Below are 13,209 nucleotides of genomic sequence, written 5' to 3'. Positions count from 1 at the left end.
TATGCTGCGCAACGATTAGTCCATAAGTTGCGTATGAGCAAAAGTAATAAACTTTTTTCGTAACTTGCGTTGTATGCGGGAACAGCGCTTTAGCTAGTGCGGAGAGCAACCTGCAGCTGACCTAAAAACGAAAAAATATGCAGCCTAAAATTGTTATTGGAATTACACAAGGAGATACTAATGGTATTGGTTATGAGGTTATTATAAAGGCTTTGTCAAATGCCAACGTGCTGGAAATGTTTACGCCGGTAGTTTACGGTTCATCAAAAGCATTTGGAATTTACCGCAAGCAAATACCTGATACAGAAAATATTAATACGAATATTATTACATCCGCAAAGGATGCTCATCCTAAAAGGGTTAACATTGTTAATTGCTTATCTGACCAAATACAGGTGGAGCCCGGACAGCTTACTCACGATAGTGCAAAGTCTGCCATTGAGGCGCTTGACGCGGCTGTAAAAGATTTGAAGGATGGCCTTATAAACATCTTGGTTACAGCACCTTTCAATAAGAGAGGCGTTACCCTGGAGAACTTTAAGTATGCAGGTCATACGGGATATCTGATAGATACTTTTGGAGCAAAGGATGGTTTGATGTTTATGTGCTCTGACAATTTGAAGATTGGAGTTGTTACTACGCATATTCCTCTGTCACAGGTTTCCGGCTCAATCAATGAGGAAATTATTTTGAGCAAATTGCGCTTGATGAATGACTCTTTGAAGAGGGACTTTGGAAAGGAAAGGCCAAAGATTGCAGTGCTTGGACTAAATCCGCACGCAGGAGATGACGGCTTGTTAGGTGATGAGGAACAGCGTATTATAAGGCCTGCCATTAAAAAGGCGAACGAGGAGAATATTCAGACTTTTGGCCCTTTTCCTCCCGACGGATTTTTTGCTGCAACAATGCAGTATGATTATGACGCTGTGCTGGCAATGTATCATGACCAGGGACTTATACCGTTTAAGGCGTTATCTTTTGATTCCGGCGTAAACTTTACTGCCGGTCTTCCTATTGTGAGAACATCTCCTGATCATGGAACTGCGTTTGACATTGCTGGTAAAAATAAAGCTAATCCGCGTTCAATGCTATCTGCAATTTATTTAGCATTAGATATTTACAGGAATCGCCAAAGATATGATGAAATGCACGCAAATCCTTTGACGGCAAAAATTCCTGGACAGGATGATGTAAGGCAGCAGGGGCCGAGGTTCCCAAGGTATAATGGAAATGGTAACGGCGGAAATGTAATACAGTAGAGATAAAGCTCAGCAAGTGAAGAAGTTAGAGCCTATATTTTTATATACCGACGGAGCATGCAGCGGCAATCCCGGTCCTGGAGGCTGGGGAGTTGTGTTAAAATGCGGTCAGCATTATAAGGAACTATCTGGGGGATGCAAGAGCACTACAAATAACAGAATGGAACTAACTGCTGTTATTGAGGGGCTTAAAGCTATTAAGAGGAAAAATGCAGAGGTGAATGTTTATTCAGATTCCTCTTATGTGGTGAAGGCAATAAATTCCGGATGGCTGCAGAATTGGGTGGCGTCAGATTTTAAAAAGAAGATGAACAGGGATTTGTGGGAAGAGTTTATAAAAGTGTCTAGCGGCTTCAGGCTGACTTTCAATTGGATAAAAGGACATGCGGGACATCCGGAGAATGAGAAATGCGATGCTCTGGCTGTTGAGCAAACAAAAAAATATATGTAATGAATAGCAACAATATACTGGAAAAGAACAATTTACGTTATGCGGTCATTGGAAGCGGCAGCTGGGCTACGGCAATAGTCAAGATGCTGCTTAACCACCAGAGCCAAATATCATGGTTTCTGAGGGATAAAAAGAAAATCACACATATACTTAATTATCACCACAATAAAGTGTATCTTCAGTCCGTTCTCCTAGAACCAGAAAGGCTTAAGATGTCCTCTGATATTAATGAGGTTGTTAATGCTGCTGATGTGCTGATATTTTGTATCCCTTCCGTTTATTTTATGGATTGCCTGAGTCATCTTACAGCCTCTCTGGACAATAAGTTTATTGTCTCTGCAATAAAAGGTTTTGTAGATGAAAAGAATTTAACAATCGCAGAGTACTTCCATCAGATTCATAACATCCCTTTTGACAGAATAGGTATTGTCAGCGGCCCTTGTCATGCAGAGGAAGTTGGAATGGAAAGGCTTTCATATCTGACACTTACGAGCAAATATATTGAGACCGCCCGCATTCTTTGCGAGGCTTTTGCGTGTGATTATATTAAAACTACTCCGGGTACTGATATTTATGGAGTTGAGTATGCAGCCGCTCTTAAAAATATTTATGCGGTGTGCGCCGGTATCTGCCACGGTCTTGGCTACGGGGATAATTTTACCGCCGTGCTTATGACAAGTGCGTTCCATGAATTGACTGATTTTTTGAATGTTACGCATCCCGATAGAAACCGCGACGTGATTACTTCTCCATATCTTGGAGACTTGCTTGTTACCGGATATTCTCAGTTTAGCCGAAACAGAACTTTTGGAAATATGATTGGAAAAGGGTATTCCGTTAGGAGCGCGCAGATAGAGATGAGCATGATTGCAGAGGGTTACTATGCCAGCAAGTGCATTAATGAAATTAATAAGAATTTCCGCGTGGATATGCCTATCGCTGAGGCAGTTTATGAAATTTTATATGAGCATAAGTATCCTGCCTACGTGATTAAAAGATTGACGGAAAAATTGTACTAGTAACTTTAGATGCCGGTTAGGCCGGCAATTTCTTATATGCTACATTTAAATACCGAGTTTGCAGAAAAGTTTGTCTCAGAAAAACTCTTGAAAGAGGAAACAGAGAAGGCTTTGGAAGCCATTGATACATTGATAGATGGTACCGGGGAGGGTAATGAGATGCGGGGATGGCTGGGGCTGCCCCTGGATATTGATGACAGCACAATAGAGGAGTGCAACGATATTGCAAAAGCTTGGAGAGGAACCGTGGATGCTGTTGTGATTGTGGGAATTGGAGGCTCTTATCTTGGTTCCAAATGTGCAATTGAGGCGTTGTCCCATACGTTTGCATCAAACGGACTTAGGAACAATTATCCCCAAATTCTTTTTGCCGGGAACGGTTTGAGCCAGGACTATCTTGCTGATTTGCTGGAGTATCTGAGAGACAAAACTTATGCGGTAATTGTAATTTCAAAATCAGGAACAACAACAGAACCTGCAATTGCATTTAGATTTTTGAAGAAAAATCTGGAGGAGCGTTTTGAACAAAGTGTTGTAAGAGAGCGTATTGTGACTATTACGGATGCAAATAAGGGGGCATTGAGGGAGATGAGCCGCAAGGATAAGTATTCATCTTTTTATATTCCCGATAGTGTCGGCGGACGTTTTTCTGTTCTTACTCCTGTTGGATTGCTGCCAATTTCAGTAGCCGGCTTTGACATCTCAATGCTTGCAAGAGGAGCAAAAAATGCCCGCAATAATTATCTTGCAAAATCGGCGGACAATGATGCAATCCGTTATGCAGCAATAAGAAACGCCCTTTATAAAAGCGGCAAGAAAATAGAAATTTTTGCAAACTTCAATCCTAAGCTTCATTATTTTTCCGAGTGGCTTAAGCAGCTTTACGGAGAGAGTCTTGGAAAACAGCATAAAGGCATTTTCCCTGCCGCTGCAGATTTTACAACTGACCTTCATTCAATGGGACAATATATTCAGGATGGAGAGCGGAGTTTATTTGAGACGGTAGTTTTGGTAAATTCTCAAAAGAGCAATCTTAAAGTTCCTTTCTTTGACGAGAATAAAGATGACCTTAACTATTTGGCAGGAAGAACTTTAGAGGAGGTTAACATGGCTGCCGCAGAGGGGACAAGAAAGGCGCACGTGGATGGCGGAGTTCCAAATATTGTAGTTGAAGTTGATGCGCTGGATGAGGCTTCTCTTGGAGAGATGTTCTATTTCTTTGAGGTATCCTGTGCAATTGACGGATATGTTCTTGGAGTTAATCCCTTTGACCAGCCCGGCGTTGAGGCTTATAAAAAAGAATTGTTTACACTTCTGGGCAAGCCCGGGTATGAGAAGAAATGACCGGAGGAACTATAAACCCGATGCTTGCGGATCTTGCGCTAATTCTGATAGTTGCAGGAGTCGTCACTATTATATTTAAAGCTTTAAAGCAACCTCTTGTTCTGGGCTACATCATTGCGGGAATTTTTACAGGCCCGTATATCTCCTTCATTCCCACGGCAACACAAGTTTCAAACGTGGAGTTCTGGGGAAAAATAGGAATGATATTTTTGCTGTTTGGATTGGGACTTGAGTTCAGTTTTAAGAAGTTAAAAAAGGTTGGAGGCCCTGGCTTTATAACTGTCTTCTCTGAGGCGGTTATGATGTTCGCGATGGGATTTCTTGTTGGCAGAGTGCTTGGATGGGGATGGGTTACATCTTTGTTTCTTGGCGCAATGCTCTCTATATCATCTACTTCTATTATCATAAAGGCATTCGGAGATTTGGGTCTTTCCGGTAAAAAATCTTCCCAGCTAGTCTTTGGAACTTTGATATGCGAGGATTTGATTGCCATTCTGCTTTTGGTGATGCTGCCCGCAATTGTGGTGGGCAAAACTTTTAACGGAAGCGAACTTATAAACAAAGCATTCTTCATAGGATTGTTTCTTGTTCTTTGGTTTACCTTTGGAATATACTTTATCCCAACAGTTTACAGGAAGTTGCGGAAACTGCTGAGTGATGAAACTCTGATTGTGGTCTCTTTGGGCCTCTGCCTGCTTATGGTGGTGATTACCGTAAATGCCAATATATCAGAGGCTCTTGGCGCCTTTGTTATGGGTTCAATACTGTCGGGAACTATGCAGAGAGATAAGATAATCCAGCTTACAAAACCTATAAAAGATTTTTTTGGAGCTATATTTTTTGTCTCAGTCGGAATGCTTGTTGACCCTTCTGTGTTGTTGCATTATTGGCCTCATATCCTGCTGATTACAGTTACGGTCATTACAATGAAGCCGCTCTCCGCAACAATCGGTTATCTGTTTAGCGGACAGACTTTTAAGATTGCGCTTACAAGCGGAATGTGTCTATGTCAGATAGGTGAGTTCTCATATATTATTGCAACAATGGGAAGGAGCCTGGATGTTACGCCGCCTTATCTGTATCCCGTAATTGTGACTGTATCCATTCTAACTACCTTTGTTACACCGTATTGGATAAAACTTGGGGAGCCTGCTTATAACTTTATTTATGCTCATGCAAAACCTCAGTGGCGGACTGTAATTGAGAGATTGGGTACGGGCAAGCAAACTTTGAACAGAGAGACGGAATGGAGGAAGCTGATTCGCTCTTATTCATTGAGAGTGATACTTTATTCTGCGTGGCTGTTCTTTGTTTTTGTGTTTTTTACAAGATTCGCCAATCCATTTATTGCCAGCTATATAGGTGTAACAAGATGGACGTCGCTTCTGATGTTTGCAATTACAGTTGGCGCCATGACTCCGTTCCTTTGGGGACTGCTTAGAAGGAAAGATAACGAGGGGGCATTTGATAAAATTTGGGAGGATAAAAAGTTTGCGCGCGGACCGTTGCTTTTTATGAGAGTGTTCAAATATATAATTGCAATTATTGCGGTCTCCGTCCCCGCTTCCATCTATATTACCAGAAGCACCGGAGCAATCATTGTAATTTGCGCTATAGTAATTATTTACGTAGAAGTTTCCAAGAAGATAAAGGGCTATTATTCCAAGATTGAAAATAGATTTTTGACAAACCTTCAAAGCGAGGGAGGCCGCTCATTTGCAATTCCTAAAGATATGGCTGAAGAGATGCATATAGATAAATGCAAGGTGGAGCCAAATTCTTTTGCGGCCGGCCGCAGCATTGGAGAGATACATAGAGAGAAGGATACGGGAGCGCTTGTTATTCAAATTATTAGAGGCGCGGTTACTATAGATTTGCCTGCAAAAGAGCAAGTCCTTTATCCGGAGGATTCTGTGATTTTGCTTGGTTCTGATGAGCAGATAAAATCTTTCTCTACGCTTTCAGATAATGAGCCCTCTATTGTTCAAAATGAGGATAATCCAGATAGAATTGAGATGAAACTTTTCCAATTTACTCTTGGAGAAAAATCTCAAATGGTTGGGCAGCAGGCAAATATAACATCCGTAAGAGAGAAGTTTAAGGTACTTATTGTTGGAGTTGAGAAAAAAGAGGGCAATGATTTTTTGCGTCCGACATCTTCTATTATGCTGGAAGAGGGTGATACTGTTTGGGTTGTGGGAAGCAAGAAAAACGTTGAGGCCTGCTTCAATTTGGCGTAGTTAAGATTTACTTTTGCTTGTAAGATTTAAGGCGGATTGCCGTATATATATTTAACATGGAGAGACAATTTTTAAGACAGGTAGCAAGTATATTCTCAAATCCCTCATTATTAGGAATTAAGGGCGAAGATGCCAATTATCTTAGCCGCTTTACTTTCATATTTCCTAATAAGCGCTCAATGGCTTTTTTCCGCAAGTATTTGGGGGAGGAATACGACAAAGTTCATAAGACTCCCGACGGTTTTCCTATGCCCGTCTTTTCTCCCGGAATGTCTACAATAAGTGATTTGTTCTCTGATTTAAGCGGTGCGCAAACTGCTGATTATCTAACACTTATTGTTGAGCTTTGGAAGTGCTATTCTGCCGTTCAGAAGGAGCATGCAATTGCGGCCGGAGTTCCAGAGGCTGATTTCAAAGAGGAGCCGCTGGATGATTTTATTTTTTGGGGAGATTTAATTCTGTCAGATTTTTCCGATGTCGACCAGTATATGGTGGATGCAAAACAATTGTTTATCAATCTGAAAGATGTAAATGAAATTAACTCTGATTTTTCTTGGATGTCTGATAATCAGATTAATGCAGTTAAGCGGCTTGGCGGAGTTGAAAAGAAAGAGTTATATAAAAAGAGATTTCTGGATACCTGGGAAATTTTGTATCCGCTTTATGTGAACTATCGCGATACATTAAAAAAGAAAGGAATTGCCTATAGCGCAATGCAATACAGGGCTGTGGCCGAGGCTGTGAAATCTTCTGCGCTTAAGCTTGGCGCATCTGCGACTGATGAAGAGGATGTTATTATAAGCAAGCTTGATGCGCTTGGTTCTGCCGTCTTTGTAGGTTTCTCTGCGCCAAATAATTGTGAGAAAACTCTAATGCGCTATTTCCGCAATAAGAAAAATTTGGATGGCACTCCTGCCGGGTATTTTTATTGGGATTATTATTCTGATATGATTAAGGCGCCCCAGAATAAATCTTCCAGATTAATAGAGAGTTGCGTTGAGGAGTTTCCGTCTTTCCCGGAAATTGAGGATGCGGCTAAAGTTGCAAAAGATAAAAGTGCTGCTGCAAAGAATGGCGTAAATGATTGCACCTTTGATGTTTATCCTGTCTCAGGAAATATGGGGCAAACGCTGGCGGCTTCTGAAATCCTTAAGAAAATTTGCGGAGGCTATGATTATTCAGCCCCCGGATTTGACTTGCGCGGCGAGGCGCTTAAAACGGCTGTAGTTATTGCAGATGAGAACCTTTTGTTGCCGATGCTCTCTGCAGTTCCTGCAGGTTTCAGAGATGTTAAAGGGAGACCTTGTGTTAACATAACCATGGGCTATCCGCTTTCTGCAACAGGTGTTGCTTCCCTGGCAAACCTGCTTTCTGCTATTCATGTGTCCATGCGCGTAAAAAACGGCAAATCATTGCTTTACGGCAATGTGTTGCTGGACGTGCTTACCCATTCTTATGTGAAAAGCATAAATAAAAATGATGCTGAAAAATTAAGGAAACATATTATTGACTCTAACAAGTTTTTCATTGGTGCGGAGGAGTTTGAAGATGGGTTTGAGAATCTTCCCGATTCTAAAGGGAGAAAGAGAAGCCTTAATCTTTCCGCAGAGTTTAAGCAGTTCTTAAAATTGCTGGTTCCTAATATTGACGGCGCAAATTTAATCTCTTCCATTGTTGAGTATCAGAACAGAGTGCTTGAGTATGTGAGCAATTACGTATCTGCTGCGGAGAAAGGTTACATTTTCCAATATTCTGACGTTTTGAATTCTCTTAAAGGGAACAATTTGAGCATTTTGCTGCCGCGCTCCGCATACAGCATAATAAGAAAAACTGTCGGGAACCTGACAGTTACCTTTAAGGGGGAACCTCTTATGGGACTGCAGATTATGGGTGCTCTGGAAACGCGTGCGCTGGATTTTGATAATATAATTTACCTCTCTTTTAACGAGGGAATGTTTCCAAAAACGGGAGAGCAAAAATCTTGTATTCCATATTTTTTGAGGAAGAGTTTTGGATTGCCTACTTATGAAACTCAGGACAGCATTTCTGCCTATAATTTCTACAGAATGATACAGCGTGCAAAGCATGTCAGCTTTGTGTATAGTACTGATACAGAGGGAATGAAGGTGGGGGAGGAGAGCCGTTTCATTAAGCAGCTGCGGTACGATTTTGGGGTTAAGCCGGTTTATCATAATGTTAATTTGCCTATGCCTGAGAACTTTACGGCTAAGTACAAGAAAGTTGTAAAGAGGGAGGAGGACACAAGAAACATTGTGAATGGGTATTTTGATGCATCGCCTGATGCGGAGGAGAGCGAGTATTTCTCCGCTTCTTTGCTTAACAGCTACATAGACTGTCCTTTGCACTTTTATTTTTCAAAGATTATGGGGGTGGAAGTTGAGGCGGAATTAACGGATAGCGTTGACGGGAGTGTGTTCGGCTCAATATACCACAAGTGTATGCAGCTGATTTACAATAAGTATACAGAAGAATTCGCCACAAAGACAATAACCGGGAAATTTGTTGAGAGATTGATGAAAGAGTTGTTTCCCTCCGGTAAAACGGATGGAAGTTTCTCAGGTCCAGGCTCTTCCAAACTTTATGATTTTATTTTGAACGGTTTTAAAGATGCGCTTCAGGTGGATGTCATAGAGGGAGAAAACTTGGTTATCAGGGAGCTGGTGGAGAGGTATATTTATAACACGTTAGCGGCTGATTTTGAGCGCGCATGCCAGATAGGGGAGTTTTCATTTATGGGAACCGAGAGGATGATTAAAGGCAAATATCTTGGGGCAAATTTCATTGCCTTTTTTGATAGAATAGAGAAAGGTCCCGATGGTGTAGTAAGGATATCTGATTATAAAACAGGTTTTTTTGACCCTGCGCTGATAAATAAATATTATTCTGAGGATCAAAGAGTTTCCATAATTGATGATGATGAAATTGAAAGTGTTCTGGATGTGCTCTTTGACATGAGCGGAGGCAGAAAACCGTCAGATAAAATTTTAATGCAGCTTTTTGTTTATGCAATGATGTGGGAGGGTAATGGTAATGGTAATGAGCCGGGAGATGCTAACGATAATATTGATGTGACAATTTATCCTGTACGTAAAATAAAAAGCCAGGGACTTGTTACCCTGAGAGTTACAAAGAGCAATATTGTTGCTTTCAAAAAGAGATTGGCAACGCTTCTGAATGATATTAAGAGCGGCGGAGAGGGGAATGATGAATTTAAGATGTGCAAAGACTTGAGCCCTTGCGGGTTCTGTGATTTTGCAAACATTTGCAATAGAGGCGCTGAGGTTAAAGATGAATAAGAGATATGAGCGAGAATAAAAATAACATATTGATTTGCAGGGCGTCGGCAGGTTCCGGAAAAACATATAAGCTGACCGGAGAGTACAAGAAACTTGTGATAGATGCTTTTGCAAATAAGAATTGTGATGATGCATACAAGCATATTCTTGCAGTAACTTTTACTAACAAGGCTACAGATGAGATGAAGGGGAGAATTTTGCAGACCTTGTATGAAGTTTCAAAGAGCGGAGAGGATAGAGAAAAAGAGATTGCTAAAGATGCTTTAAGAAAAATTGTGCATGACTATACTATGTTTAGAGTCAGTACAATAGATAGCTTCTTCCAGGGGATACTTAAAGCCTTTGCTTTGGAATTGAGAACGCGCTCAGCTTATGAAACCAGCCTGGATGACAACGGAGCCATTGACGCTGCTGTCGAGAACTTATATGTTAATTTGGACAAGGACCCGCAGCTGCTTAATTTGCTATCTCACATATCTTTATCCAGAGTGGATGATGAGAAGTCATGGGATGCCAGGGGTGTTATTAAACAACTTGCGCAGGAGATTTTTAAGGAGAGTTATAAATCTTTCAAGGCTGATGATTCTGTTGATTTTGGAAAATTGGCGGAGCATCTTAGAAAAGATTTTGTGGAGAAATTTGTGGGTGATGTGGAGAAGATTTTTAATGACGGAAGGGAGATAATGTCTAATGCAATTGCCAAGTATTCAATATCTTCAGATGATTTTGCGGGAAAGAGCCGTTCTCCATTATATAAGTTTTTTGCCGGAGGTTATTCTTTAATTTCGGCAGGAAGCAGAGAGGTAACGGGAGAGATGTCCGCAGATTTAAGCGAGTTTGCTGTAAACTTTGATAAGTGGCCAAACAATAAAATTTCCCCAGATCATCTATCCGCCCTTAAAGAACTTTATGGGGGAGAAAAGCTGGGCGCGCTATGCAATAATCTGAGCGATTGTTTGTTAAAGCTGCAGGAAAGATTCGCCGCGGGATATTCTTACTATTCTACGGCAAAACATATTCTTGCAAACATTGATATTATCTCTCTGTTCAAGTACATTAAAAGAGAAGTTGAGGCTTATTGCCAGAAGGAACAAATTGCTCTTTTGAGCGAGGCTCCTGACTTGCTGCATGATTTAATTGACGGAAGCGATACCCCTTTTGTATATGAAAAAATTGGGACAAAAATTGATAACTTTTTGCTGGATGAATTCCAGGATACTTCCGGGCGCCAATGGGAAAACTTCAAGCCGCTGCTGATGAATAGCTCTTCTGAAGGGTGTGAGAATCTGATTGTTGGAGATGTTAAACAAAGTATCTACAGATGGAGGGGCGGAGATTGGAATATTTTGAAGTCTAATCTTGGAAATGAGTTTGATGGTAAAATTGACAGCAGCACCTCGCTGAGCGAGAACTACAGAAGTCTTGAGCAGATTGTAGAGTTTAATAATGCATTTTTTAAAGCCAGAGGGGATGCTCCTCAAACAGGTGATGCGCAGGCTGTTACTCCGCTTATGGCGGCGAGGGAATATATTGTGGGTCAGATAAATTGCGGAGATGACGCAATCTCTTTAAAAACCGCAGATAGGCTTTTGGATATCTATTCAGATTCTAAACAGGTAATGCCTGCTCCAAAGGGAGATACAGCTGTCGGGAATAAGAAAAAGGGATTGGTTGAGGTAATTGATTTTGTTGCTCCGTCCAGAAATGCAGCTATGAAATTTGATGATTTTGTGCTGCCGGATATGCTAGAAAAGATTAAAATGCTGACGGATAAGAATGGAGCATATCGTTATGAAAATAAGGATATTGCAGTGCTCGTGACTTCAAATGTGCGGGGTGCACAGACTGCAAGTTTTCTTCTGAAAAATGAAGTTAATGTGATATCCGGGGATTCGCTTTTTGTTTGTAACAGCAGGGCGGTGAAAGTCCTAATTAATGTGCTGAGAAAAGTTAATGATGCCTCTGACAAGAATCTTGAGGCAGACCAGACGCTGTTTGGAGATACCCCCGGTATTTATGAAAAATTCAACGCTAAAATTGAAGAAAATCCCGCGATGAAGGATTTATCCCTTTACGAGATTTGTCAGGAAATTTTGGGATGTTTTACCGCCGATTTGCTTAAAGATGTCTCATTCATCCAGGCCTTTATGGATACTGTGCTAGATTATTCAGTTAACCAGGGGGCAAATCTTGGAGCATTTATAAAGTGGTGGGATGAGAACGGAAGCTCGCTATCTATTCCTGAACCGCCTGATAAAAATGCCGTTCGCATTATGACAATGCATAAGGCTAAAGGCTTGGCATTCAAGGTAGTGTTTATTCCTTTCCTTAGGGAAAATCTTATATCTTACAACAGAGCGGGTGCTTTTGGGCATTCATCCAGAATTTGGTGTGCTACAGATGATAAGAATATTGGCTATGCCGGGCCGCTGCTGCTGAATTTTGACCACGATTTATATTCCACTGTTTTCCGCAGAGATTTTGAGAGGGAATGTGTTGACTCGGCGATAGATACTGTAAATCTTGCATACGTCTCATTTACAAGAGCAAAGGAGAAACTTTACATATACGCAAACAACAAAGAGAGTTCAAATAAAGGGAACAGCGTGTCAAAGGTTTCCGGTATGCTTGAGTTCTTTTGCCAGTCCGCCCCGGGTATTACTGCATCAGTTGCAGCCGAGTGCAGCGAGCGCATGGAGCGCAGCGACTTTAAGCGAGCGCACTCCGGCGCAACTGATGCACAAACATCTGCGCCGCACTCCGGCGCAACTTATGGAGCTGAAAGTTCTTCTGGTGCGGCAGACAAAAGGTTGAAACCTTGCCATTGCGTAACATACACTTTTGGAGATGCAGAGGAGCCGGCACAACAAGAGAAAGAGGGAACCTCTGATGACTCTTATATTGCAGGTGAAAATTTGGACATCTCTGAATTTACTATAAATGAGAGTGTTAAAGGAGAACTGAAAAATGAGCTTTACGGAGAGGGAGATGATATGCGTCACCGCGGTATTGTACTTCACCGGCTGTATTCTTTTATCGGGGCTGCCGCAGAAACAGCGTATGCAAGAACGGAAGTTGCAGTCAAGCCTGGCGAGCGCATGGAGCGCAGCGACTTTAAGCGAGCAGGCTCTGACGCAACTTCTGCACTAGATAGGCAGATAGAGGCGGCTGTTGATAAAATTACCGCCGAGGGAACGGCCTCTGTGATTGCAGACAGCAAAGAAAAAATAGTCAATTTGATTAAATCGCAAATAAATTCTGTTGATTCTTATGGCTGGTTCAGCAATGATTATCAGCCGCTTAATGAGACCAGTATTTTGATTGGAGGCAGCGTTTACCGTCCTGACCGAGTGCTGATAAAGAGGAATGGCGGAGGAGCAGCCGGAAGTTTAAACGGCAACATTGCAGATGCGGTAGTTGTTGATTATAAATTTGGAGAATATGACCCTGAATCCCGCAGCCATGCCGGCTACCAAAATCAGGTCCGCAACTATATGAATCTTCTCTCCAGAATGGGCTATGCGCCAAAGGGTTACCTTTGGTATGTTACAGCAGGAAAAGTAGCCGAAGTAAAATAAT

General features: G+C 41.6%; 7 protein-coding genes. All 7 read left to right on the top strand.

Annotated features, from left to right (window positions below; genetic code table 11):
* The first annotated feature begins 137 nt into the window (after positions 1-137).
* Genes pdxA through LKM37_09225 form a run of 7 tightly spaced genes read left to right on the top strand, consistent with a single transcriptional unit; the run spans position 138 to position 13,208 of the window.
* Complete coding sequence (pdxA, locus tag LKM37_09255; GenBank protein ID MCI1721170.1) at positions 138-1,259, top strand: 4-hydroxythreonine-4-phosphate dehydrogenase PdxA; 1,122 nt, start codon at positions 138-140, stop codon at positions 1,257-1,259.
* Positions 1,260-1,275: 16 nt separating this feature from the next.
* A complete protein-coding gene (gene rnhA, locus LKM37_09250; GenBank protein MCI1721169.1) occupies positions 1,276-1,710 on the top strand; it encodes a ribonuclease HI in 435 nt (144 codons plus the stop codon).
* Complete coding sequence (locus LKM37_09245) at positions 1,710-2,729, top strand: NAD(P)-binding domain-containing protein (GenBank protein MCI1721168.1); 1,020 nt, start codon at positions 1,710-1,712, stop codon at positions 2,727-2,729. The genes rnhA and LKM37_09245 overlap by 1 nt, the downstream gene beginning before the upstream one ends.
* A gap of 36 nt (positions 2,730-2,765) precedes the next feature.
* Positions 2,766-4,073 (top strand): glucose-6-phosphate isomerase, encoded by a 1,308-nt coding sequence (locus LKM37_09240; GenBank protein ID MCI1721167.1) that lies wholly within the window; start codon positions 2,766-2,768, stop codon positions 4,071-4,073.
* Positions 4,070-6,313 (top strand): cation:proton antiporter, encoded by a 2,244-nt coding sequence (locus tag LKM37_09235; protein MCI1721166.1) that lies wholly within the window; start codon positions 4,070-4,072, stop codon positions 6,311-6,313. Before LKM37_09240 ends, LKM37_09235 begins: the two co-directional genes overlap by 4 nt.
* A 56-nt stretch (positions 6,314-6,369) precedes the next feature.
* On the top strand, positions 6,370-9,630 hold the full coding sequence (locus LKM37_09230) for a PD-(D/E)XK nuclease family protein (GenBank protein ID MCI1721165.1): 3,261 nt from the start codon (positions 6,370-6,372) through the stop codon (positions 9,628-9,630).
* Between the two features lie 5 nt (positions 9,631-9,635).
* Positions 9,636-13,208, top strand: coding sequence for a UvrD-helicase domain-containing protein (locus tag LKM37_09225; GenBank protein MCI1721164.1), 3,573 nt, complete (start codon positions 9,636-9,638; stop codon positions 13,206-13,208).
* Position 13,209 lies beyond the last annotated feature (1 nt).

Source organism: Bacteroidales bacterium, assembly GCA_022647615.1.
GTDB lineage: Bacteria > Bacteroidota > Bacteroidia > Bacteroidales > UBA932 > Egerieousia.
This window is presented reverse-complemented; position numbering and strand designations above follow the sequence as displayed.